Below are 24,030 nucleotides of genomic sequence, written 5' to 3'. Positions count from 1 at the left end.
CCTCACGGCTCGACGGCGACGTCGAGGAACGGACGGACCAGATTGTCGAGATCGATGTCGGCCGGCGCCGGCTGCGGCGCGGTCAGCGTCGTCAGCCGCAGCGTCAGCCGCGCCAGCGTCAGCTCGGCGCTGTCCGCGCCGAGCGCCGGCAGCGCGTCGAGTCCGCGCGTGCGGTGCAGGCGGTCGAGCTGCGCCTGCAGCACGGTGCGGGTGGCGGCGTCGGCGTTGTCGAGCCGGGCCTGCTCGACGGCGGTCGGCAGGCTGGCCGGCGGCGCCGGCGGTGGTGGCGGGTTGGGATCGGCGCCGCGCAGCAGCAGTTCGACCGCTTCGCCGGCGCGGCTGGCGGCGACGGCGTCGGTCGAGGCATTGGTCGCCGCCGCCAGCACCGGCTGCAGGCCCTGTTCGCAGTCGGCGTAGCGCACCGCGACTTCCAGCGTCAGCGTGCGCGGGGCGCCCTCGGCGGCATCGGCCGGCACGGCGAAGGCGGCGAGGGCCGCGGCGCCCTGTTCGGCGAGCCAAGCCGGCAGGTCGACGCCGTAGGGTTCGGACAGCAGCAGCTCGCGGCCGAGGGCGTCGAGCGCCAGGCCGGGGTGCACGACCAGGCGCAGCGGCAGCGTCGCCGCCGCCGGCTCCAGCGTCACCAGCAGGCCGTAGAGCGTGCCGTAGCCGTGCAGCAGGCGGCCGTGGCGGTTGAGGCGGCGGCGGTGGTAGGCCTGCTCGGCCTGCATCGCCTCGACGCCGAGCAGCATGCCCGGCTGGAAGGTGACGCGCAGGAGCGGCCCGGTTTCGGCGTCGTGGGCGAGGGGCGAGACGGCATCGGTCATGGTGCGGCTTCTCCCGCGTCAGCAGCCAGCGGCACGAGCGCCGGCGCATCGCGCAGCAGGCCCTCGCGGCCGAGGCGGGTGGTGCCGAGCCGCACGCCGGCCGGCGCCGGCGTCGGTTCGAGGAAGGTGTCATAGGCGAGCAGCGGCGACAGGCCGGGCACGAAGGGGTACTCGCTCGGGTACAGGTCCCAGGCCAGATGCGCCGGCAGCTCCTCTTCGAGCACGCGCGCCACCACCGTGCTCCAGGCGCGGCCGGGGCCGTGCAGCAGCACGCTGATGCGGTGCGCGTAATGCAGGAAGAAGGTCTGCACCGCCGCCCGCTCGTCGGCCTGCGCCTGCTCGGGGGCGAACAGCGCGAGGAAGGCGCGGGTGTCGGATTCGCTGAGGATCAGGCTGTCGCCGACGATGGAATTGCCCGAGCGGGTGGTGCCGAGCGTCAGCGGATGGGCGTCGCTGTCCGGCAGCAGGCCGAGCAGCGTCGCCATGCTGCGGCGCAGGCGGAAGTTTTCCACCGGCACGATCTCGCCGCGGCCGACGGCGCCGTCGGTGGCCAGGTCGAGCGCCAGCGCCACGCCGCGCAGCGTGCCGCGCCAGGCCAGCAGCTCGCCGAGATGCGCCAGCCAGCGGCGCACCCGCGCCTCGGGCCAGTCGGCCAGCGGCGTGCGGCCGAGGAAGCTCGCCAGCCACGGCAGAAACGCCGCCGGTGCCGCCTGCGGATCGAGCAGTGCCTCGGCGGCGGCGATGCGGCCTTCGAGCGGCGTCAGCAGGCCCTCGCAGACGGCGAGCAGGCGCTCGCGCAGATCGGCGCCGTTGGCCGGCTCGTCGGCATCACGCGCCGCCTCCTGCTGGCGGAACAGCTCCGGCAGGTAGTGCTCCTGATAGTCGAAGCGCGGTGCGTACACGCGCAGCGCATGCAGCTGCGGCGTGCGCCGGCCGTCGCCGGCAAAGTGCAGCTGCAGCTGCAGAAAGCGCCCGTCGAGGCGGCGCAGATTGCCGCTCGGCCGCTGCAGCAGCAGCTCGAACAGCCCGCTCTCGCCGGCGCGCTGCGCCAGCAGGCCGGGGAAAAAACCCAGCTCCGAAGGCAGCGGGTTCCAGCTCGGCGCCGGCTGGTCGAGGAACTCGGCCTGCGCCAGCTCGGCCAGCGTGTCGGCGGCGCGTGCCGCCAGGCGCAGGCTGCAGCCGGGCGGGATGCAGGCATCGAGGTAGATGCGGTGCCAGCAGGCGCCGGCCTGACGGCTGTCGAGCGGCGCCAGCAGCGTCGCCGTGCCGGCGCGGGCGTACTCGCGCTGCGGCAGCGGCAGCCACACGCGCGGGCCGTCGGCGGCGAGGTAGCGCGGGCGGCCGTCGGCGCTGACGACGCTGCGCACCGACAGCGGCCGCGCCATCTGCGGCCAGCGCACGGCGATCGCCTCGACCGCGCCGACGCCGTTGAGTTCATCGAAGCGCAGGCCGACTTCGGCGATGTCGCAGCGGGCGAAGGCGGTATCGTCGGCCTGCGGTGCACAGGCCAGCAGCAGGCTGCCGCGGCCGCTCGGCAGCAGGTCGCCGGCCCACGGCAGCGGGCTGTCGGCAGCGATCTGATGCACGCGCCAGACGGGCGCTTGCGCGCTGCGCGGCCGCGTGCAGATTTCCTGCGCGGCGTCGGCGTGGCCGAGCAGCAGGTAGAGCGTGTCGGCATCGCCGCAGAGCGCCAGCGCCTCGCCGTTGGGATGCGGCGTGCGCTCGTGCAGGCGCAGCGGCTGCGGGTTGTCGGCGAGCGGGCGGAACCCCGCCGGCGGCGTGAACGGCTGCGGCAGCGGCGCGCCGGCGACGCGGGCGAGCTGGCCGCCGCCGGCCAGCCAGATCGCGCCGTCGGCGTCGACGTGCAGCGCGTCGACGGCGAAGTCGAGCGGCAGGCGTTCGCACCAGCGCCGGCGCAGATGCAGCACGAACAGGCCGTGGCGCTGCGCCGGATCGGCCGCCGCCGCATCGCTCCAGCTCGCTGCTAAACGGTCGTCGCCGCCGAGGCCGAGCGCGGTGAAGCGTGCACCGGCGGCGATTTCGAGCGGCTGGCCGTCGGCGTCGCGTACCGCCAGGTGGCGGCCGTCGGCGAGGATCACCTCGATGCGCACCCCGTCGGCGACGCCGAGCAGGCCGTGGCCGTCGAGCACGCGCAGCGGGCTGGCCGCCCGCGCGGCATGGCCGGCATCACGCGCGCGCGCCGGCCAGCGCGGCACGGCGGCCTCGCGCAGGCGCAGGCAGCCGGCGCCGGCGTCCCAGGCGAGCGCGTCCTCGGCGGCGGCGAAGGCCGCAGCGTCGGCGAGCAGCAGCCAGGGGGTGCGGTTGACGTCCATCAGCACAGATCCGGGATGACCGGCGCCGGCGCCGGTGCGGCGCCGCCATCGCCGGTGCCGCCGTCGAACAGGCCGCTCGGCGGCGTCGCGGTGTCGCCGCTGACCACGCTGACGGCGCGCAGCTCCGGCAGGTCGTAGTCCTGCAGGCTCAGCGTGCCGTTGAGCGTCTGCCACTGGCCGCTGGCGTCGGGCGCGTAGAGCCGCAGCTGTGGCACGCGGCTGACGCCGTCGACGCGGGCGGCGACCGCGCGCAGTTCTTCGGCGTCGATGCTGCGCCCGAGCGGCCAGCCGCGCCCGTCGGCGCCGCCCGGTGCCAGCGCGCGCAGCCAGGCGCGCAGCGCCGCGGCGACGCGGTCGAGGGTTTCGCGCTCGCTCGCCGGGTCGCGCACGCCGAGCGCGCAGGCCAGCGCCAGCGGCACGAAGCGCGGCGACAGCACGTACAGCTCGCAGCCGATCGGGCAGCGGGCGCGCAGATGGGCGTAGACCTCGCGCAGCTGCGCCGGGGTCGGCCGCGGCGGCGACGGGTCGTCGGCGGCGCGCTGGCCGAGCACGAACACCGCCACCGCGCCCGGCACGTCGCGGCGCAGCGCCGCCAGCGTGTCGCCGGGGATCAGGCCGCGCACCACCTCGGCGCGGGCGATGCCGCTGCCCGGCGCCTCCAGCGCCAGCGTGCGCAGGTCGGCGGCGGTGACGGCGCGGTCGCGGTGGTTGAGCCAGGCCGGCAGGCGGCGTTCGGCCTCGGCGACGGTTTCGGCCTCGGCGCCGCCGCGCGTCGGCCATTCCTGGCGCACGCGCAGCGCCGGCGCCTCGACCACCTCGCGGATGCGGCCGGCCGGCAGGTTGCCGGCAGCGCCGCCGCCGTAGCGGTAGCTCGCCGCACGGATGCGTCGGCCGGCCGGCGGCACCCGTCCGCGCAGGCCGTCGCCGAAGTCGAGGCGGCCGCTGGCGGCATCGAGCCGGTAGACCGCGGCATCGCGCGCCGCGCCGGCCAGGCTGTCGACGGCCTGCCACGGCTCCCAGCCGCTGGCGGTTTCGACTTCGAGCTGCAGCGAGGCGGCGTCGATGCCGCCGTCGGGCAGCGTCAGGCTCTGCTCGGGACGGCCGTCGCCGATGCCGAGCAGCAGGTCGCGGCGCAGGTCGAGGCCGCGCACGTCGACGGCATTGAGGCCGAGCCAGGCCAGCTGCAGCGCCGGATCATCGGGGCTCGACAGGCGCAGCCAGTGGACCACGTCGGCCGGGTCGAGCTCGGCGGCGAGCGCCGGCGGCCGGGCGCCGAGGCCGGCGTCTTTCGGGTCGTCATAGCGCGGTGGCGCCAGCGTCAGGTTGGCCGGCAGGCGAAAGCGCAGCGTGCCGGGCTGGCGCGCGCCGAGCGAGCTGTCGCCGACCAGCTCCAGCGGCAGAAAGGCCGGTTCGCCGCCGTCGACCGCGTGCACCAGTTCCAGGCGCAGCTGGCGCGTCGGCAGCTCGCGGGCGACCAGGCCGTCGAGCGCTTCGTCACTCGGTGCCAGGCCGAGCGCGAGCGTGCGCCCGGCGAAGGCGGTGCGCAGCGCGGCGGCGTCCTGCGGTGCCTTGGCCGGGCGCAGCAGTGCCAGCCAGAGCACGCCGTCGACGCCGTCGGCGAAGCGCGCGCCGGCGCTGGCGGCGAGCGTGCGCGGCTCGAACGGCGTCACCGGGCGGTTGTAGAGCGTGGCCAGATCGCTGCGGCTGATGCCGCGCGCGGCGAGCGTGGCCTCGTCGAGACGGGCCTTCTGTGCGAGCTGCAGCAGCAGGCTGCTCGGCAGGCATTCGCTTTCGGTGCTGAACACCAGCGGCCCGGCGCGCAGGCGGCTGCCGGCCGTGAGCAGCGCCGGCGGCTGCGGCGCGGTGGCGACGCTGTCGATGCAGACCACGCCGGCGGCGGCGCTGGCCGCGCGCAGCGGCAGCCCGAGCAGGCCGAGGAAGGCGCGGCGCTGGCGCTCGGGGATCAGGTTGGCGCGGTAGAGAATGGTTTCGGCGAGCCAGGCGAGCAGGTCGATCAGCGCCATGCCGGGGTCGCCGGACACCGGCTCCCATTCCGGCAGGTGGCTGCTCAGGCGGGCGCGCAGCTCGGCGACGAGGTCATCGAAGCGGCGGTCATCGAGGTTCGGCAGCGGCAGCGACATGGCGGCTCCTAGCGCTCGGGGGCCAGCGTCAGCGCGAGGCCGTCGCGCGCGCCGCTGGCGAGGATGCGGTAGCGGAGGGTGATGCCGACCAGCGCCGGATCGTCGGGGTGAGCGACGACCTCGACGGCATCGAGCGCGATGCGCGGCTCGTGGCGGCGCACGGCGCGCTCGATGACGGTGGCGAGCAGGCCGCGGCTGGTTTCATCGTTCGGCCGGTGCACCCAGTCGCGGATGCCGGCGCCGAAGTCCGGGCGCATCAGCCGCTCGCCGGGGCGGGTCAGCAGGATATTGATCAGGCTCTCGCGGATCGCCCGCTCGCCGCTGCTCCAGGCCAGGCGGAAGCAGTCGGCGGCGGCCGGCGGCTGCGGCGCATCGGCGTCGGCCTGCTGCCCGGCGAGATCGCTGAGGCCGCCGAGCGGCCAGCCGCGCGGCGGCGCGACGGGTGTTGCGGCCATCAGGATTCCCCCTCGCGGCGCGGCCACGGAATGCAGATGTGCACGAACGGCAGCCAGCGGAACACCAGATTGAGCAGGTTGATGACGATCATCAGCAGGATCAGCGCGCAGATGGTGAGGATCGGCAGGCTGAAGGAGCAGAGCATGCCGAAGTCGAAGGCCGGCCCCTGCGGCGCGTTGCCGTCGAGCGCGTCCTTGGCCTTGTCCTTGCCGCGCAGGCCGGCGAGCAGGCTGCCGAGGTCCGCCGGCATGCGGAAACTCGCGCCGCGCGCCATGCCGCGGCGCAGCGCGTCGAGCCCCGGCAGGCTGATCACGCGCGGCTTGGCGGCTTCCGGTTCCCACGGTGCGGCGACGCGGAAGGCAAAGCTCGGTGGGCCGAAGCTGACGCGCTCGCAGCCGCAGGCATCGAGCGTGCGCACGAACGGCCAGACGCGGTAGACGTCGCCGGCGGCCTGGCCGTAGCGCGGCAGCTCGATCGCCTCCTGCAGCGTGCCGAGCAGCGCCTCGCGGGCATTGGCCAGCGCCAGCCGCCATTGCGTCGCCGTTGCTGCATCGAGGCTCAGCGACAGGCCGCCGCCGCCGGCCGGCAGCGGCGGGTAGCTGCCCGGGCTCGGCGTGTTCAGCCATTCCTGCAGCGCGGATTCGGCTTCGCGCAGCCAGTCGAGCAGGCTGTAAACATGGCCGTCGCGCTGCCACGGCGAGCCGTCGGCCTGACGCAGCGGCAGCGCCGCCGCCAGGCCGGCGAGGCTGGCCTGCAGGGCGGCGCCGTCGCTGCCGAGGCGGTAGCGCAGCACCAGCACGCGCAGCAGGCCGCTCAGCGCCGCGCTGGCCGCGCCGTTTTGCAGCAGCGCGCCGTCGGCCGTCTGCCATTGGCCGCGGCCGCCGAGCGGCCAGGCGATTTCGCTGCCCAGTTCCAGCGCCGCCGGGTCGTCGTCCGCCGGCGCCTGGCGCTGGCCGGGTGCGCTGCCGCCGAGCGGCAGATAGCCCCACAGCACGCAGTGCGCCTTGCCGCCGGCATCGCGCGCCAGCTGCGCGCGCAGCGGGTGGATCTCCTCGCCGTCGTAGGGCGCGCGCAGCGCGCTGGCCGGCAGCCGCCGCGCGGCGACCAGCCGGCGCTGGACGTGCGGGTCGAGGCGGGCCTGGTCGGCGGCCAGCGGCTGCCAGCCGAGCGGGCGGCCGCCGGCCAGCCGCCAGGCGCGCTCGCCGCTGCCGTCGAGGCGGCGCACCACGCAGCCGGCATCGACCACGCGCCGCGGATCGAGCGCCGGGCGGCCCGGCTGCACGCAGCGCACTTCGCAGGCGAGCAGGTAGAAAGCGCCGTGCAGCGGCAGCCGCAGCACCGGCTGGGCGCTGCCGGCGAAACGGTCCTGCTGCGTCCAGCGCTGATCGGCCGGGCCGCCGGCGGCGAGTTCGCCGAGGAAGCGCGGCACGAATTCCTCATCGAGATAACGGTGCAGCGCGCAGCCGCCGTCGGCGGCATACCAGGGCGCGACGACTTCGATGTCGCCGGCGTGGCGGCGCGGATCGAGGCGCGCGTTCACCAGATGTTCCCCGCGCCGGGCGTGTAGCTCGACGAGACCACGGCGTTGCTGATCAGCGTGTCGCATTTGACGACGCCGCTGAACTTGCTCATGCCGGCCTCGACGCTGAGCATGCCGGCGCTGACTTTGACCTGACCGGCGTTGACGGTGACCTCCGAACTCGCCTGCAGCGCGATGCTGTCGCTGTCGACGGTGATGCTGTTGCCGCCGACCTCGATGCGCACCTGGCCGCCTTCGCCGTCGGTGACCAGCACGCGCTGGCCGGCCGGGGTTTCGATCAGCAGTTGCGGGCCGTCGGCATCGTCGAAGCGCAGTTCGGTGCCGGCCGGCGTTTTCACGCTGTAGCGCTCTTCGGCCGGATCGGCGCCGTCCTGCGGTGGTGCGCCGCCGCTCCACAGGCTGCCGAGCACCAGCGGCAGATCGGGGCCGACGAAGCCGACGGCGACGATCTCGCCGTTCTTCGGCAGGCAGGCGACGCCGTAGCCGTTGCCGGCCGAGGCGACCAGCAGTGGCGCCCACAGCTCGACGTCGAGCGCGGCCAGGCGCACGCGCACGCGGCCGCGGCCTTCCGGGTCGCGGGTGTCGCTGACGGTGGCCAGGTGCAGCGCGCCGAGGCCGCCGGCGAGGCTGTGTCCGCCCGACTCAAGCGCCATGCCAGTCCCCCCGGTAGAGCTGTAGCTGCGTGCGGTAGCCGCTGGCGGTGTCGAAGCGGTGCCAGGCGCCGCCGATGCGGTACTGGCCGGCGAAGTTCGGCGACACGCCGCTGAGCTCGATGTCGACGCCGGCGCGCAGCCGCGGGTCGCCGGCAAGCTCCAGCGTGCCGTGCACGTAGCGCTCGGCGCGGCGGCGCAGCGCGGTGGCGGCAAAGCCGTCGGCGTCGTGCTGGCTGCCGGCGAAGGGCTGCGGAAAGTCCTCGACGGCGTTCCAGCTGAGCGCGCCGAGGCGTGCCGCGGCACTGTGCGCGGGGGCGTCGCTGCGGCTGCCGTGCACCGCTTCGCCGCTCGCCAGGTTGTAGCCGCGCACGTCGACCTGCGTCGGCTGTTGGGCGAGGTCGGCGATCAGGCGGCCGCGGCCGCCCTGCATCAGGTCGACCTCGATCGGCGTGCCGGTGCTTTCCGGCGTGCGCGCCAGCAGGCGCCGGCCGTCGACACGCGGCAGCACGCCGTAGCGGCCGAGCACGCGCAGCAGGAAGGCGAGGTCGCTTTCGTTGAGCTGGTTGAAGGTCGCGGTCGGCGCGTCGAGATTGCAGTCGCCCTGCAGGCCGGCCGCTGTGGCGATGCGCTGCACCAGATCGGCCGGGCTGAGTTCGGCATGGCTGGCGCTGGCGCGCGTGCGCGCCAGGCGCTGCAGGGCGTCTTCGGCGAGCAGCAGCAGCTGCGGCGCGCCGTCGCCGTAGCGTTCCTCGATGGCGCTGATGTCGCCGCTGAACACTTCGTCATCGCCGAAGCCGAGCGCCAGTGTCTGCCCCGGCTTGAGCGCGCCGAACAGAAAGTGCGCATCGGCGCCGTCGCGGCCGCCCCAGTTGAGCGCGCGCAGCTCGGCGTGTGCCGGCTCGCCCTCGCGGCCGCCGGCCTCGCAGGCGAGCAGTGCCGTCTGCAGATCGGTATTCAGCTCACCGTCGAGGCGGCACCAGGGCCGCGCGGCGAGGAAGGCAGGATCGCGACTCAAACCGTGGCCTCCGGGTCAGTCGAATTGCAGGCGCTCGCGGCGTTCGGCGAGCAGGTCGAGCAGCGCGGCGAGGCTTGCCGCATCGGGAGCCGGGGGGGCGTTGTCGGCGACGTCCGCGGCCGGCGGCGGCGCGGGTTCTTCGAGTTCGGTGTCGAGTTCATTGACGTAGACCGGCATGCTTCAACCTCCGAAACGCACGGAAACACGGGCGCCGAGCGTGGTGCCGAGCTCGGCCGAGGCGCCGAAGCTGAAGGCGGCCTCGGCGGACGGCGCCGCCAGCGGCGGCACCAGCACGCCGCTGCCACCGGGGAAGCGCGGCGTCTCGATGCCGTTGAACAGCGCCGTCGAGCGCCAGTCGCGCCCCGGCGCCTCCTTGCCGGCGCTGCGTTCGGCGTCGGCCAGCGTCGAGCCGGGGCCGCTCGGCGCGAACACCGGCGGCAGGCGCGCCAGCGGCGGTTCGCCGGGCAGCGAGAAATGCTGGAAGCGGTCCTCGTTGAGCGTCAGCGACAGCGTCGCACGCAGCGGCACGCCCTCCGGCGAGAAGTAGTCGAGGGTCTCGGCGTAGCTCTGCATCAGGCCGTCGAAGCCGAAGCGCCCCCACTGGAAGCGCAGCCGCCGCGGCACCGTCGGCTGTTTGCCGTCGCCGTTGTAGTCGGGCTCGCCGGGGGCGATCGGCTTCATGAACAGCTCGGCGATCTTGCGCGTCTGCTCGCGCACGTCGGTGATCTCGCGGCTGGTGTCGAAGATCAGCTCGAAGCTCAGCGTCGAGGCGCTCTTGTCGACGAACTGCGCGGCGTTTTTCGACTGGCCCTTGTTGCCGGATTCGGTTTTGAGCTGGTTGCTGAGCGCGACCTTGAGGCTGACCGGGTTGAAGGCGACGCTGATCGCTTTGGCTTCGAGCAGCGTGTTGCCCTGCCAGGGCACCAGCCTGGCGTGGGTGACGGCGGGATCGTCGGTGGCCATGTCGCGTGCTCCTGCGGCGGGCGCTCAGCCCGGACGCTCCAGCGTGATGCCCTCGTGCACGAGGTGCAGTTCCTCGATCGCCACCTGCGCGGCGCTGGACGACAGGTCGGCGCCCTTGAACTTCACCGGCAGGGCGTTTTCCAGCGTCCACACCAGCGCCGGCGTGCTGCCGGCGCCGGCGAAGACTTCGATGCGCGCGGTCATGCGCAGGCCGTAGAGGCTGCGGCGGTTGACGCTGTCGAACCAGGTCCACAGATCGCCGACCGAGGTCATGCCGCGCTTGAGCACGACGGTGGCGAAGCTGGTGGTGCCGGCGCGCTGCAGCTCGCCCCAGTTGCGCCCGCCCTCGCGGATCGCCTTTGGCGTCATCGTCGCTTCCAGGCCGCCGAGCTCGCTGAAGGCGCCGGCGCAGATCAGGGCTGCCGGCGCGCCGGCATCGGCCGAGTACAGCTGCACGCGAAAGCGGAAGGGGACGAAGACGGCTTCGTCGCCGGGGGCGGTGCCGGGGCGTGCGCCGGACTCAGCCATGATCCACCTGCGCGCGCCAGGCGCCGTCGGTGTGCAGCAGCGACAGCGTCAGCGTGTCGATCGGTACCGCCGGCGCGATTTCGATGTCCCAGGCGATGGTCGCCGCACCGGCCTCGACGCGGCGGATGCGGCAGGCGTCTTCAAAGCGCGCGCCGCGCAGGCCGCCGCGGGCATGCAGGCGGCGGAAGAAGTCTTCGAGCAGCAGGCCGGGGCGCGGATCGTCCGGGTCGGTGACGAACACCAGGCGCTCGCCGAAGGCGGCGAGCTGGCGCAGCAGCCAGCCGATCAGGCGCACGACTTCCGCCGAGCGGTAGTAATAGATGCCGCTGTTCGCCGCCGCCTGTCCGGGCTGTTCGGCCAGCGTGCCCGGCAGGCCGCCGCACAGGCGCTCGTCGTCGAGCTGCAGCGCGCCGTCGCGGTTGAGCAGTACGCCGATGCCGGGGGTTTCACGCAGCGCCGCCGCCTGGCGGCGCTCCAGCAGCGGCCAGGGCAGCGCATCGCTGGCGAGCGCGCGCCCGGCGATCGAGCGCCAGGCGCCGTCGACGGCGCGCGCAGCGATGTGGCCGGCGAGCAGACCGCCGGCGCTGGCCAGGGGGGCGCGCGGTCCGCACAGATAAGGGAACAGCAGCTGCAGGCGCTGGGCCTGGCGCAGCGCCTCGCCGTCGAGCGCGGCGAGGCGGGCGAGCGCGTCGGCGTCGGCCTGCGCACCGTGCGCGGGGTCGGCGGCGAGCGGCAGCGTCAGCAGGCATTGCACGTCGGGCCGCCAGCGCGCGCAGCGCGGCAGCAGGCGGGCGAGCAGTTCGGTGAACGGCCACGGCGGCGTCGCCGGTACGCTGTCGGCGGCCTGCACGTTCTGCTCGCGCGGGCCGAGCTGACCGAGCGGCACGAAGCGCGCCTGCAGCGGCCGCTGCACAGCAACAGCGTCGGCACGGATCTGCGGCGGGACCTGCAGGCGTTCGAGATCGGGCAGGGCGAGCAGGCCGATTTCCGGGATGCCGAGGGCGACGTCGATGCCGCGCAGCGTCTCCGGGTGGCTGAAGTCCGGCTCGCCGGCCGGCAGCAGGCCGTCGCGGCCTTCGCTTTCAGGCACGCGCACCAGCCACAGCCGTTCGCCGCCGGCGGCGAAGAAGTCCTCGACTGCCAGCGGCAGCCAGCAGGCGCTGCCGGCCAGCGGCGTGTGCTGGGTGAGCGCGGCGGCGCTGCGCGCGTCCGGGAACAGGTCGAGGAACTGAGCGTAGCTGTCGAGCGCCAGCGGCAGGTGCAGCAGCTCGGCGAGGCGGGCGTCTTCGTCGTCGACGGCAGCGCCACCGCCGGCGAGGCGCTCGATGCGCGTGCGGCTGGCACTGAGGCCGAGGCCGCGCCACTGCTCGCGCATCGCCCGCGTCAGCCGCTGCACGCGGGCGCGCCCCGGCACGTGGCCGAGCAGCGCCACCGGCAGTGCCGGCGTGCGTGCCGGCGGCGGTGCCGGGTTGAGGTAGACGCGGCCATCGGCGAGCAGCATCGGCTTACTCCTGGTCGAGCGACTCGACCGACAGCACCAGCTCTTCGATGGCGACGTCACCGCCGCCCTTGCCGGCCAGCGTCGGTCCGGTCCACTTCAACGGCATCGCCCGCTGCAGCTTCCAGCGCACCACCACGTCCTCGCGGTTCTCGGCGAGCAGGCTGATGACCACGGTGCGCTTGGCCAGGTCGAGGTGGCCTTCGCGGGTGGCGGTGATCCACTCCCACAAGTCGGCCGCGCCGATGACGCCGCGCTTGAGGGTGACGTCGCCGGCCTTGTAGATGCCGGGCAGCTTCTGCACGTGGTTGACCGGCGAGTTGCCGGCGCGGTACTCGGCGACGGTCATCTCGTTGTTGAGGCCGGCGACGTCGGAGAAGCCGGCGCGCACCTCGCGGCCGATGCCGGGTTCGATCTCGACCAGGAAGTTGAAGGCGGAATACGGCGTTTCACGGAACACGGGCATGGTTCATGGCCTCCGGCGGTCATTGGGCGTCGGCGGTCTTCTGGCCGATGCGGAAGATGACGAACTCGGCCGGCCGCAGCGGGGCGACGCCGATCAGGCACACCAGGCGGCCGTTGTCGAGGTCGTTCTGCGTCATCGTCGAGCGGTCGCAGCGCACGAAGAAGGCTTCTTTCGGCGCGCTGCCGAGCAGGTGGCCGCCGACCCATTCGCTGTAGAGAAAGTCCTCGATGGTCGAGCGCACGTTGGCCCACAGCGCCTCGCCGTTGGGCTCGAACACCGCCCACTGCGTGGACTTCTCGATCGAGCGTTCGAGGAACAGGAAGTAGCGGCGCACGTTGACGTAGCGCCATTCCGGATCGTCGCTCAGCGTGCGCGCGCCCCAGACGCGGTAGCCGCGGCCGGGGAAGAAGCGCAGGCAGTTGATGCCGTTGGGGTTGAGCAGCTCCTGCTGGAAGCGGTTGACGTCGAGCTCCAGGCCGCTGGCGCCGATCAACACCTCGTTGGCCGGCGCCTTGTGCACGCCGCGGCGCACGTCGGTGCCGGCGTAGACGCCGGCGATGAAGCCGCCGGGCGGCACCGTCAGCTCCGGTCGCGCGCCGGTCGGGTCGCTGGTGACCACCCACGGGTAGTACAGCGCCAGCAGGCTGTCGGAGAACTGGCCGGCGAAGCTGCGCACCTCGTTGAGGCTCATGCCGGCCTCGGCATCGACGATGCCGACGCGGTAGCGCATGCGCCGGCAGTGCGCCCACATCGCCTGTACCACCTGGGCGTGGCTGGCCGGATGGGCGGCGGCGGCCGGCGTGCAGATGATGGAGATGTCTTCGATGTCTTCGAGCGCGACGAAGCCGGTGGCGCCGCTGTTGCCGACGCCGGCCTCGCCGGTGTAGTCGGCGGCGTTGGGCACGGCGCCGTCGCTGCCGCCGGTCAGGCGCAGCAGCCAGCGCGAGCCGGCGAGGGCGCTGGCGGCCGGCAGCAGGGCGGCGATGTCGGCCAGCGCGAACAGCGCATCGAGCACGGCATCGGCGCTGGCGCCGGCGGTGAGCGTGGCGGCGACCGGCTGCGCCAGGCGGTCGGACTGGCGCGCCGGCGTCGGCGGCAGCACGGCGGCGAGGTTGCGCGCAGCCGCCGCGGCCGGGGCGATGTCGGCCACTGAGTAGACCGCCTCGCCGGCGTTGAGCACGTCGAGGTCGAAGGCCCGCAGCGTGAACAGCGTGAAGGCGACGTCCGGGCGCGCGGCCAGCGCGGCGAGCGGCAGCACCACGTCGGCCGACAGGCTGCGCGCGGCATCGGCCTGATTGCCGTTCATCACCGTGTTGCGCGCGGCGGTCAGCGACAGCGTGGTGCCGGCGGCGTTGAGCGTGCCGCGCAGCAGGCGGCGGCTGCCGAAGGTCACACCGCCGAGATAGGGCGCGAGCGAGCTCGGCGCCGACAGCAGCAGCACCGCCTGTTCGCCGGCGACCAGGGCACCGCTGGCCGGCGCGCGGGCGCTGACGCGGGTGAAGGTCGCCGAGGCCGGCACCTCGGCGCTGAGCAGCGCGCCGCCGAGCGTGGCGATCTCGGCGGCGGTCAGCGCCTCGCCGTCGGCGTCGGTGATCTCGGCGGCAGCGCCCTGGATCAGCCAGGCCGGCACCAGCGGGGCGTTGGCGTCGTTGGGGTCGGTGGACACCGTGCCGGCGCTGACGATCGCCGTCACCCGCAGCGGGAAGCGGGCGGCATCGAGCGTGGCACCGGCGATGCGCGCCGTGGCCGGTATGCCGGCGACCTGCAGCAGCGCGCTGGTGCCGGCCGGTGGCGCGGCGATGCGCTCGCTGCGCAGCAGGTTGGCGGCATCGCGCCAGCGCAGTTCGAGCGTGAAGTTGCCGGCGGCACCGGGAAAGCGCGCAGCGAAGCCGAGCGGCGCGCTGTTCAGGCGGGCACGGGCGGCGTCGGCGTTGTCGCCACTGGCGTCGATCAGGTTGACGTCGCGGCAGATGCGGCTGACGAACAGCTGCTTGCCGCCGTTATCGAAGAAAGCGCGCGCGGCGATCGCCGTGTAGTTGGGCTCGGCCGTGTCCTCGAACACCAGGTCGGCGGCGTCGCCATAGATGCGCGTGAACTCGGCGAAGCTGGTGACGACTTCCGGGCGGCCGCGCAGCGGTCCGTAGCGGGTCGGGCCGACGATGGCGGCGACGCTGGTGCCGACGCCTTCGATGGACTTCTGCCGAAAGCTCGTCTCCTCGACGAACACGCCTGGGGCGAGGTACTCGGGCATGACGCTGCCTCCTCGTGCGGTACAGGGCGTCAGGGCGCCCGGATCACCAGCGCATCGCGCTGGAAGCTCATGAGCCGCGTCGTCGCGCCCGGCTGCAGGGCGAAGCCGTAACTGGCGGCAAAGTCGGCGGCATCGGCCGCCTGGACGTTGAAAGCCTGCTGGGTGTCGGGATCGAGCCCGTCGGGCCACTGACCGGCGCGATGCAGCACGCGCAGCGTCGCGGCGAAATTCGCGATCTCGGCCGGCGGCAGCGCCAGCCGGTCGAGCGTCAGCAGGAAGTCGCCGGCGGCATCGGCCTGGGCGACGAAGCGCAACGTGCTGGCCGGAGCGACCTCGACGTCGACTTCGAGCCGCGCCCAGGCGGCCGGCGTGCCGTCTTCCAGTCGCAGTGTGCCGAACAGTGTGCCGCCGGCACTGCGGCGCACGCCGAGCGGGGCGCGGTAGAGCGGCAGCAGCGTGACGCTGCCCGGCGCCAGGTCGAGCGCGAAGCGGCGCGGCTGCCAGCGTCGCTGCGGATCGCTGACGCGGCCGTGCAGGCTCAGTGTCGGTGCCGCGGGCACGGCGAGCTGTGCCGCGCTCAGCGGCGGCAGTGCCGCGATGCGCTCGGGCGGCTGGCCGAAGTGCAGGATCAGCCGGGCATCGCGGCGCAGCGGGCGCAGGCCGGCGGGTGCTGCGTCGAGTTCGAAATCGAGCACGGCGTCGACCGGGCGCATCGCCGCTGGGTCGCCGGGGGCGGAGGCGGCATCGACGGCACGCAGCAGCGCATGGCCGTGCACCAGCAGGCTCTCGCCGCTCATGGCACTTCACCGTCATAGCCGAACAGCCGCGTGCGCACCGGCCCGGCGGCCGGCTGCGGCGTGTCGTGGACGAACACGGTGCGCACCACGTAGGGCACGCTCGGCCGGTACTTCAGCGGCAGCCCGTCCCAGACGCGCAGCAGATCCTCGGCGGACATCTCCTCGGGTTGCAGCTGGGCACGCTCCTGCTCGCCCCATTCGCTGTCGAAGGCACCGATGCGCGCGGCATCCAGTTCGCAGATGCGTGCCAGTGTCTGCATGCCCCAGCCGAGCAGGCGCAGTTCGGAGGAGGCGCTGCCGACCCACGGGAACAGCAGGAAATGCAGGGTCAGCGGCAGCAGGGCCTGCGGCGCGGCATTGGCCGCCGGCGGCGGCTGGCGGTAGCGGTTGCGCGCGGCCGGATCGAGTGCGATGCGGTGCAGGTAGAGGCCGAGCAGATTGCCGAGATCCTGGCGGGCGAGGTCGGCGCTGCCGAGCAGCCGCACCGCGCCGAGCGCAATCAGTTCCGCGGGCTGCTCACGCTTGAGCGCCGCCTCGATGGCGAGCATGGCGGCTTCTGCGGCGCGATGGCTGGCCATGGCAGGCGTCAGCGCAGGCGCGATGCGCCGTCACGGTTTCGCAGGCAGGAAAAGCATTTGGGAAACGACGACGCTTGGCAAAATCCGGCCATTTCAGAAACCTCCCTGACGACATCGCCGTCCCGGCAAGTGCAGGGCGACGCGGTAACGCGGTCTTTTTGTGAAGTTTTGTGAAGCTGACCGTAGCATGCGGAGAGTGGATGACAAGGCTCATGGCATCCGCGGCCGATTTTTTATTGCACCGGCTGCCTCGCACACCGACATGCGCCCGTGGTGACGCGGCTCGCCGGGCTGCAGTGCCGATGGCGCCCTGCGCTCCTGCTCCCCGCCGTTGTCGCAAAGCCGACAACGGCGGGGGCGCTAGTCGCTTGATTTTCGGGCATTCACTCACCGTTGGCTGCGGCGTGTTTCTTGCTGCCTCGGCGTCGATATCGATGTCCGGGAGTGTGGTGATGAAGAGCTTTCTCGACTGGTCCGCGTATGAGAATGCCGGCATGGGCGATGCCTACGCCGACATTCCCAAGAGCGGTGGTGACTTCGCGAAAGCCGTGGCGGTATGCATCGGCAGTCGCCAGTGCGAGACGCTCAATCCCAAGGGCGTGATGTGCCCGAGCTACCGTGTCAGCGGTGATCCGGCGTTTTCCACCGGTGGTCGTGTGCGCCTGCTCAAGGCGGCGCTCAACGGCGAACTCGGTGACCTGCCGTTCACCGATCCGCAGCTCGCCGAAGTGATGGACGACTGCGTCGGCTGCAAGGGCTGCAAGCGCGAGTGCGAAAACTCGGTCGACATGGCGACGATCAAGGTCGAGTACCTCGCCCAGCGTCAGGCACAGCAGGGTGTGCGGCCGCGCACGCGTCTGTTCGCCGGCCTGCCACGCCATCTGTACCGTCATCGCCGCTGGCTGCCGCGGCTGCTGGCGCTGCGCAATCGCCTGCCGGCGCTGGCCCGGCTCGGTGAGCGCCTGCTTGGCATCCGTGCCGATCGCGCCTTGCCGCAGCCCGTCGCACAGCCGTTTCCGGCCGAGGCTTACGCCAGCGCGCCGGTGGCCGATGCCGGGCGCGAGGTCGTGCTGTTCGTCGATTCCTTCACCCGGCATTTCGATCCGGATATTGCCGTGGCGGCGCGCCAGGTGCTGGAGGCCGCCGGCTACCGGGTGTTCATCGTCGCCGCGGCGGCTGACGACGCCGAGCCGCAGCGGCCGCTGTGCTGCGGGCGCACGCTGATCGCCAACGGCATGATCGAGGCGGCGCGTGCCGAAGCCCGCCGCGTGCTCGCTGCGCTCGAAGTGCACGTCGCCGCCGGGCGCTGGGTGCTCGGTCTGGAACCGGCCTGCCTGCTCGCGCTGCGCGACGAGTACCGCATGCTCGGCCTCGGTGAGGCGGCAGAGCGGCTGTCGGCATTGTCGATCCTGTTCGAGGAATTCATCGCCCGTGAGCACGCCGCCAGGCGCCTGAATCTGGGCTGGCAGTCGACCGACACTCCGCTGCGTGTGCTGGTGCACGGGCATTGTCACCAGAAGGCGGTCGGCGCGATGAAGTCGATGCGCAAGGTGATGAAGCTGCTGCCCGGCGTCGATTTCGAGTTCGTCGAGGCGGCCTGCTGCGGCATGGCCGGCGGCTACGGGCTGGAGGTCGAGCACGCGGCGGCGGCCGATGCGATGGCCGAGCAGGCGCTGCTGCCGGCGCTGCGCGCCGAGCCGCAGGCGCGGGTGCTGGCCAATGGTTTTTCCTGTCGTGAGCAGATCCGGCTGAATGACGGCCGCAGTGCGGTGCATCTCGCACAATTGTTGCGCGACCGGCTGGCCGCCGACATCGGCTGATGCGTCGGCCGTTCGGGCGCCGGTGTTACTGATCGGGTCCGAGGCGTTCGATCAGGCGCAGATACTGCTGCGAGACGTCGGCGATGTGTGACTGTTCGAGCACGTCGGCGGCGGTGCTGCGCGCCATCGCCATGACCTCGTCGAGCCGGCGCCGACGCAGCAGCTCGCGGATGATCGTGCGCAGGCGGCGCCGAATCAGCCATTTACGCATCAGCGATGGCGCGTCCTCGGCAGTGTCAGCGTGCAGTCGGCTGACCAGCAACAGCGCTGTCCGGTGCAGCTGAAATGATGCAGCACGTTTGAGATCAGCAATGTCCAGTTCGATCGTGTTCATCTGCATCAACCCTGTGCCCGTGAACCCTGAACGTCAAAAAAACTGTGCAAGATGCAGACCGTCGTTCTCCGAACCTGTGATCCGCGTCACGCGATACGCTACAGATGGACGCTGACGTTCGCCACCATCTCTTCGACGCGCTGGGCCAGGCGGGCAATCTGAGCCCAGTCGTGGCTGACGATGTCCTGCGCATGGGCCAGATGATTGCGCAGCGATTCGAGGTCGGCGATGACCCGCTTGGCGGCGCTGCGTCCGGGCAGGCCGAGCCGTTCGCACTCCTGTGCATCGCTGGCGAGGACACGCGCCTTGTCACCGAACTGCAGGCAGTCGAGCAGCGTGCAGACGTGACCGCGGCGCTGGCGTTCCTGCTGTAGCAGGCGGGCTTTCTCCAGGCGAGCACTCGACAGCTGCGCGGTCCACTCGCCGCCGGGCCAGCGCCTGCGGATGCGGTCGGTGAAGTCCATTTCGGCGAAGGTGATGATGCCGAACAGCCACATGCGTACCACCGGCTTTTGCATGTGCGCACGCGAGATCAGGGCCACCGGCTCACCGAGGGTGGTGACGAAGGCGTGATCCTGGCGCGTCAGCACATGCACCACTTCGGCGAGCGAGGCGTCGGCGGCGAGCAGGCTGGAGCGTTCGAGCGGCCGGCTCAGCTCGCCGCAGCTGGACTCGGGCCGCGTCTGCAGGGCATCGAGGGATACGCAGCCGTCGATGCGACCGGCACGCCGCACGCCGGCGATCTGCCAGCCGTTGGCTTGCATGCTGGTGGCGGCGCGCGCGGCCGGGTGTTCGGCGTCGAAGGAGGCGAGCGTATCGGCGATGTCCTGCGCGGCAAAGGCGTGGGCGAACACCTGCACCTGGCGCAGCCGGCGCTGCACGTCGTCGTCGCTCAGCGCCGGCAGGGCCTCGGCCGGAGCCGCGACGGCGACGCGGTCGAGCTGGGCGCGGCAGCGTTCGAGCGTGCGGTAGGCCTGCTGGCGCAGGCGCGGATCGGCAGCTTCGAGCACGGTGAGCAGCTGTTCCATCTCCTCCATGAAGGTGCGGGCGAACTGCGGATCGTGACGGCTGATGTCACGGCAGTTGTCGATCAGATCGGCGAGCTTGACCGTCTGTGCGCGGGCACAGGCTTGCGCGGAATGAGCACGGTCGATGGCGCGGCGCTGGGCGCGGTTGCCGTCGCTCGGCCGGCTGACGTCGGTAAGGTCGGCCACCAGCGCTGCGACGTCGGCACCGAACTCACGCTCGATATCGCCGAGCGTGGCCGGGGTGTCCTCGACGGTATCGTGCAGCCACGCGGCCGCGACCATCGCATGGTCACCCCCGGCGTCCTGAACCTGTTTGGCGACGGCTTTCAGGTGCGCCTCATAGGGCTGGCCGGTGTACTTGCGGCGCTGGTCGATGCGGGCGTGGGCTTCGGTGGCGTAGCGGCGGGCGCGGGCGACAAGATCGTCGGTCATGGGCTGGAAACGGGTGGCCAGTTTGGACGCAGACTGTCACCTGCACCGTCTGCGGCGTCCAGCCTTGCGCGCTTGAAGCGCTTCCACGCCGGAATGCGAACAAACCGCGCCAGACGAGCGAAGGCTGTAGCCGTGGCCTTGCGTCGAATCGGCCAGCTGCGGCATTCCATTTATTTAAAGAAATCCGCGGAGAATCGACGGGTGGTTTTTTAAGCCGTGCAGGCCGGTGTGCTGCGAGCGCATTCGCCATGCCGTGTGCTGAAAAGCGATGCGCTCTTGCGTATTTAAATGACCAGGCGTGGTCTTTCGCGATTTTTCGCAATGGCCAAAGCCAGCAGGGCGATGCCGATCAAGGCTGTGGATTCCGGCTCGTCGACGGTGGTTGCCAATAATGAAAATGCACCATTGAACGTGGGGGCGGGGCTTCCGCCCACGATATCGGTGCCGACCCGCAGCCAGTCCGGGTCAAGCTGCGCATCTCGGGTCCAGGCCTGTAAATCGGGGCTGAACGGGCCGGTGCCGAAACTTATCGGTCTGGGCGCCGAAAGCCACAGAAAACTGTCGATTCCGGAGACTTCCACCTGTGGAACGAAAAAATAGTGCCCTGCCGCCAGATCGATCGGCGTATCGAAGGTGACGTCGATCTGGACTTCCTGACCGGTGATCGGGCCATTGCCTCCGGTGGTCTGATTGGGGGTTGGCTGTATGCCGCCGGCCTGAATGGAATTCAGGGTGGTAAATGACGGGGTGAGCAGTGTGCTGCTGAATGACAGGCTCGCCGAATTACTGTCACGACTGTCGAATGCGACATCGGCCGGTGAGTTGACGCGGGTCGGTACCGAGGATGTGGAAAACGACGCGGGGCCGGACGTGCGGGTGAGATCGGAATCCAGTGGAAATACGCGGTAAATCTCGACGCTGACGGAAAGTAAGGAGGATGGGCTTGCCTGGTTGGTCAGCAGGCCGATGAAGCTTGCTCCGCTGATGCTGGCGCCTTGCGTCAGCACGAAGTCATCGGCCGTCTCGATTTCGAATTCTCCGGTGCTTGCAGGGCGGGACGCCATTGCCATCCGGCCGTCAGGATCTCCCGTGCTGAAGATGAGCATTGGTCCGGCATTCGCAATGACGGTGGGCAACAGCGATAAAGCGAACGCGGTGAACAAGGATTGATGCCGCATGGTTTCCTCCTTACTCAATACTCAGCAGGCGTTCGAGGCAGTGTTTGGGTGAGCGGAATTACATAGGCATGAAACGCACCATTAACAAAAACACCGGATTTTTACTGAGATGAAGTAGCATCTGTGATCAGCGGATGTAAAAACAATTGACAGTCAATTTATCTGAATGTCCAGTGATATGACGGTGCCCGCAGCACAGTTTTATGTATGAATAACGTGCATGGGTTATTGCCAAAAGTGATTAAAATTATTGTCTGTATGCTGCATTTAACTGGTTTGCGGTGAAGCTCATCGTTATGTGTGCTTTTCAGTGTTGCCGGATTGCCAGGTGAAGATTTCCTTGTGGTAAATGATTTGGGCATTACTCTGTTTCGATCGGTGAAAGTAGCTCCGCTTGCATGGGCTGTGATTGCTGCGTTGCCCGTGCATGGATGAAATAAAAAAGCCCCGAACCGTAAAGTCCGGGGCTTGCTGTATTTAGAGCCCGCAGGCCTCTGCGGGCTCAGTATTCAGCGCAGCTTCAGGCGACTTCCACCTTGTCCGCCACATCCTTGAACTCGCCGATCTTGTCGAAGTTCATGTAGCGGTAGATCTCGTCGGCCTTGGCGTTGATGACGCCGATGTTGGCCATGTATTCCGCGACCGTCGGCAGCTTGCCGAGCATCGCGCAGATCGACGCCAGCTCTGCGGAGCCGAGGTAGACGCGGGTGTCGAGGCCGAGGCGGTTCGGGAAGTTGCGGGTCGAGGTGGAGATGGCCGTCGAGCCCTTGCGGATCTGCGCCTGGTTGCCCATGCACAGCGAGCAGCCCGGCATTTCCATGCGCGCGCCGCTGCGGCCGAGGATGCCGTAGTAGCCTTCCTCACTGAGGATCATCGCGTCCATCTTGGTCGGCGGGGCGATCCACAGGCGCACCGGGATGTCGGACTTGCCGTCGAGCAGCTTGCCGGCCGCGCGGAAGTGACCGATGTTGGTCATGCACGAACCGATGAACACCTCGTCGATCTTGTCGCCGGCGACTTCGGACAGCAGCTTGACGTCGTCCGGGTCGTTCGGGCAGGCCAGGATCGGCTCCTTGACGTCGGCCAGGTCGATCTCGATGACCGCGGCGTAGTCGGCGTCGGCGTCGGCCTTCATCAGCTGCGGATCGGCCAGCCAGGCTTCCATCGCCTTGATGCGGCGCTCCAGGGTCTTCGCGTCCTGGTAGCCGTTGGCGATCATCCACTTCATCAGCGTGATGTTCGAGTTCAGGTACTCGATGATCGGCTCTTTGTTGAGCGCGACGGCGCAACCGGCGGCAGAGCGCTCGGCGGAGGCGTCGGACAGCTCGAAGGCCTGCTCGACCTTGAGATCCGGCAGACCTTCGATTTCGAGGATGCGACCGGAGAAGATGTTCTTCTTGCCCTGCTTGGCGACGGTCAGCAGACCCTGCTTGATCGCGTAGTAGGGGATCGCATTGACCAGGTCACGCAGCGTGATGCCGGGCTGCATCTGGCCCTTGAAGCGCACCAACACCGACTCCGGCATGTCGAGCGGCATCGAGCCGGTGGCCGCGGCGAAGGCGACCAGGCCCGAGCCGGCCGGGAAGGAAATGCCGATCGGGAAGCGGGTGTGCGAGTCGCCGCCGGTGCCGACGGTATCCGGCAGCAGCAGGCGGTTGAGCCAGGAGTGGATGACGCCGTCACCCGGACGCAGCGCGACACCGGCGCGGCTGGAGATGAAGTCCGGCAGCGTGTGGTGGGTCTGCACGTCGACCGGCTTCGGATAGGCAGCGGTGTGGCAGAAGGACTGCATCACCATGTCGGCGGAGAAGCCGAGGCAGGCCAGATCCTTGAGCTCGTCGCGGGTCATCGGGCCGGTGGTGTCCTGCGAGCCGACGGTGGTCATCTTCGGTTCGCAGTAGGTGCCCGGGCGGATGCCGGTCACGCCGCAGGCCTTGCCGACCATCTTCTGCGCCAGCGAGAAGCCCTGGCTGGATTCGACCTGTGCGGCCGGACGGCGGAATACCGGCGACGGGCCCTGGCCGAGCTGCTCGCGCGCCCAGTCGGTCAGACCACGGCCGATGATCAGGTTGATACGGCCGCCGGCCTGGACTTCGTCGAGCAGCACGTCGGACTTGAAGCTGAAGTCGGCGATGACTTCACCGTTCTTCAGCGCCTTGCCCTCGTAGGGGCGCAGCTCGACGGCGTCGCCCATATCCATCTGCGAGACATCGAGCTCGACCGGCAGCGCGCCGGCGTCTTCCATCGTGTTGAAGAAGATCGGGGCGATCTTGCCGCCGAAGCAGAAGCCGCCGAAGCGCTTGTTGGGGACGTTGGGAATGTCCTCACCGGTCCACCACAGCACGGAGTTGGTGGCGGACTTGCGGCTGGAGCCGGTACCGACGACGTCACCGACGTAGGCGACCGGGTGACCCTTGGCCTTGAGCGCGGCGAGCTGCTTGATCGGGCCGACGCTGCCGGGCTGGTCGGCTTCGATGCCCGGGCGCGGGTTCTTCAGCATGGCCAGCGCGTGCAACGGGATGTCAGGGCGCGACCAGGCGTCGGGCGCCGGCGACAGGTCATCGGTGTTGGTCTCGCCGGTGACCTTGAACACGGTCACGGTGACGCTTTCCGGTACCTTCGGGCGGCTGGTGAACCACTCGGCATCGGCCCAGGACTGCAGCACGGTCTTGGCGTTGGCGCTGCCGGCGTCGGCTTTTTCCTTGATGGTGTTCTTGTAATCGAACATCAGCAGCGTGTGCGACAGAGCCTTGACCGCAGCGGCGCCGCACTCGGCGTCGTCGAGCAGATCGATCAGCGGCTGAATGTTGTAGCCGCCGAGCATCGTGCCCAGCAGCTCGGTGGCCTGCACGCGGCTGACCAGCGGAGAAGAGGCCTCACCCTTGGCGACGGCGGCCAGGAATGCCGCCTTGACGTAGGCAGCCTGATCGACGCCGGCCGGGACGCGATTCGTCAGCAGGTCGACCAGGAACTCTTCCTCGCCCTTCGGCGGGTTCTTCAGGAGTTCCACCAGGTCGGCGGTCTGCTGCGCGGACAGCGGCAGTGCCGGAATGCCCTGGGCAGCGCGTTCCTCGACATGTTTGCGGTATGCGTCTAGCACGGATAACCCCCTCTCAGCGTGATTGCGCCGTCACGTCTATCGACGCGCGGCGGTTTGGGAACCCTGTCCATTCGGTCCCGCACGCGGGGCATGCC

Annotated in this window: 20 protein-coding genes; 1 reads left to right on the top strand and 19 read right to left on the bottom strand. The window is 70.9% G+C overall.

Going from position 1 to position 24,030, the window contains the following annotated elements; translation table 11 throughout:
* Nucleotides 1–2: 2 nt before the first annotated feature.
* The 15 genes from C7443_RS01365 to C7443_RS01300 are packed head-to-tail and all read right to left on the bottom strand — an operon-like array spanning nt 3 to nt 16,043.
* Nucleotides 3–824: a hypothetical protein gene (locus tag C7443_RS01365; protein ID WP_110016781.1), complete on the bottom strand. Its 822-nt coding sequence runs from the start codon at nt 822–824 to the stop codon at nt 3–5.
* Nucleotides 821–3,157: a phage tail protein gene (locus tag C7443_RS01360; protein ID WP_110016780.1), complete on the bottom strand. Its 2,337-nt coding sequence runs from the start codon at nt 3,155–3,157 to the stop codon at nt 821–823. Before C7443_RS01360 ends, C7443_RS01365 begins: the two co-directional genes overlap by 4 nt.
* On the bottom strand, nt 3,157–5,298 hold the full coding sequence (locus tag C7443_RS01355; protein WP_110016779.1) for a putative baseplate assembly protein: 2,142 nt from the start codon (nt 5,296–5,298) through the stop codon (nt 3,157–3,159). Before C7443_RS01355 ends, C7443_RS01360 begins: the two co-directional genes overlap by 1 nt.
* Nucleotides 5,299–5,306: 8 nt before the next feature.
* Nucleotides 5,307–5,753 carry a GPW/gp25 family protein gene (locus tag C7443_RS01350; RefSeq protein ID WP_110016778.1) on the bottom strand — a complete coding sequence of 149 codons (447 nt, stop codon included), beginning with the start codon at nt 5,751–5,753 and terminating at the stop codon, nt 5,307–5,309.
* Nucleotides 5,753–7,294, bottom strand: a complete 1,542-nt coding sequence (locus C7443_RS01345) for a hypothetical protein (RefSeq protein ID WP_110016777.1) — start codon at nt 7,292–7,294, stop codon at nt 5,753–5,755. Before C7443_RS01345 ends, C7443_RS01350 begins: the two co-directional genes overlap by 1 nt.
* Nucleotides 7,291–7,947 carry a phage baseplate assembly protein V gene (locus C7443_RS01340; RefSeq protein WP_110016776.1) on the bottom strand — a complete coding sequence of 219 codons (657 nt, stop codon included), beginning with the start codon at nt 7,945–7,947 and terminating at the stop codon, nt 7,291–7,293. Before C7443_RS01340 ends, C7443_RS01345 begins: the two co-directional genes overlap by 4 nt.
* Nucleotides 7,937–8,962, bottom strand: coding sequence for a phage late control D family protein (locus C7443_RS01335; RefSeq protein ID WP_110016775.1), 1,026 nt, complete (start codon nt 8,960–8,962; stop codon nt 7,937–7,939). The genes C7443_RS01340 and C7443_RS01335 overlap by 11 nt, the downstream gene beginning before the upstream one ends.
* A gap of 15 nt (nt 8,963–8,977) precedes the next feature.
* Entirely contained in the window at nt 8,978–9,139 is a 162-nt protein-coding gene (locus tag C7443_RS20010; protein ID WP_170123439.1) for a hypothetical protein, read from the bottom strand.
* 3 nt (nt 9,140–9,142) lie between these two features.
* Nucleotides 9,143–9,925, bottom strand: a complete 783-nt coding sequence (locus tag C7443_RS01330; protein WP_211346131.1) for a CIS tube protein — start codon at nt 9,923–9,925, stop codon at nt 9,143–9,145.
* 24 nt (nt 9,926–9,949) lie between these two features.
* Nucleotides 9,950–10,453, bottom strand: a complete 504-nt coding sequence (locus tag C7443_RS01325) for a phage tail protein (protein WP_110016774.1) — start codon at nt 10,451–10,453, stop codon at nt 9,950–9,952.
* The gene (locus C7443_RS01320) at nt 10,446–11,954 is read right to left on the bottom strand and encodes a hypothetical protein (protein WP_110016773.1); all 1,509 of its coding nucleotides are present in this window, start codon (nt 11,952–11,954) and stop codon (nt 10,446–10,448) included. Before C7443_RS01320 ends, C7443_RS01325 begins: the two co-directional genes overlap by 8 nt.
* A 4-nt stretch (nt 11,955–11,958) precedes the next feature.
* Entirely contained in the window at nt 11,959–12,417 is a 459-nt protein-coding gene (locus C7443_RS01315) for a phage tail protein (RefSeq protein ID WP_110016772.1), read from the bottom strand.
* A gap of 19 nt (nt 12,418–12,436) precedes the next feature.
* The gene (locus C7443_RS01310; protein WP_110016771.1) at nt 12,437–14,668 is read right to left on the bottom strand and encodes a phage tail sheath subtilisin-like domain-containing protein; all 2,232 of its coding nucleotides are present in this window, start codon (nt 14,666–14,668) and stop codon (nt 12,437–12,439) included.
* 29 nt (nt 14,669–14,697) lie between these two features.
* A complete protein-coding gene (locus tag C7443_RS01305) occupies nt 14,698–15,465 on the bottom strand; it encodes a hypothetical protein (RefSeq protein ID WP_110016770.1) in 768 nt (255 codons plus the stop codon).
* On the bottom strand, nt 15,462–16,043 hold the full coding sequence (locus C7443_RS01300; protein WP_110016769.1) for a Pvc16 family protein: 582 nt from the start codon (nt 16,041–16,043) through the stop codon (nt 15,462–15,464). Before C7443_RS01300 ends, C7443_RS01305 begins: the two co-directional genes overlap by 4 nt.
* 452 nt (nt 16,044–16,495) lie before the next feature.
* Between C7443_RS01300 and C7443_RS01295 the strand changes: the two genes are divergently transcribed.
* Nucleotides 16,496–17,863 carry a (Fe-S)-binding protein gene (locus tag C7443_RS01295; protein WP_110016768.1) on the top strand — a complete coding sequence of 456 codons (1,368 nt, stop codon included), beginning with the start codon at nt 16,496–16,498 and terminating at the stop codon, nt 17,861–17,863.
* Between the two features lie 25 nt (nt 17,864–17,888).
* On the opposite strand, the gene C7443_RS01290 is transcribed toward C7443_RS01295, so the two are convergent.
* From C7443_RS01290 to acnB, 4 genes are all read right to left on the bottom strand, one after another.
* The gene (locus C7443_RS01290; RefSeq protein ID WP_110016767.1) at nt 17,889–18,197 is read right to left on the bottom strand and encodes a hypothetical protein; all 309 of its coding nucleotides are present in this window, start codon (nt 18,195–18,197) and stop codon (nt 17,889–17,891) included.
* 98 nt (nt 18,198–18,295) lie between these two features.
* Nucleotides 18,296–19,657, bottom strand: coding sequence for an HD domain-containing protein (locus C7443_RS01285; protein WP_110016766.1), 1,362 nt, complete (start codon nt 19,655–19,657; stop codon nt 18,296–18,298).
* A 284-nt stretch (nt 19,658–19,941) separates the two neighbouring features.
* Entirely contained in the window at nt 19,942–20,835 is an 894-nt protein-coding gene (locus C7443_RS01280) for a PEP-CTERM sorting domain-containing protein (protein ID WP_110016765.1), read from the bottom strand.
* Between the two features lie 520 nt (nt 20,836–21,355).
* Entirely contained in the window at nt 21,356–23,935 is a 2,580-nt protein-coding gene (gene acnB / locus C7443_RS01275) for a bifunctional aconitate hydratase 2/2-methylisocitrate dehydratase (RefSeq protein WP_110016764.1), read from the bottom strand.
* Nucleotides 23,936–24,030: the final 95 nt, after the last annotated feature.

Source organism: Plasticicumulans acidivorans (assembly GCF_003182095.1).
Lineage (GTDB): Bacteria > Pseudomonadota > Gammaproteobacteria > Competibacterales > Competibacteraceae > Plasticicumulans > Plasticicumulans acidivorans.
The sequence above is the reverse complement of the archived record's forward strand: the minus strand, read 5'-3'. Positions and strand labels throughout refer to the sequence as shown.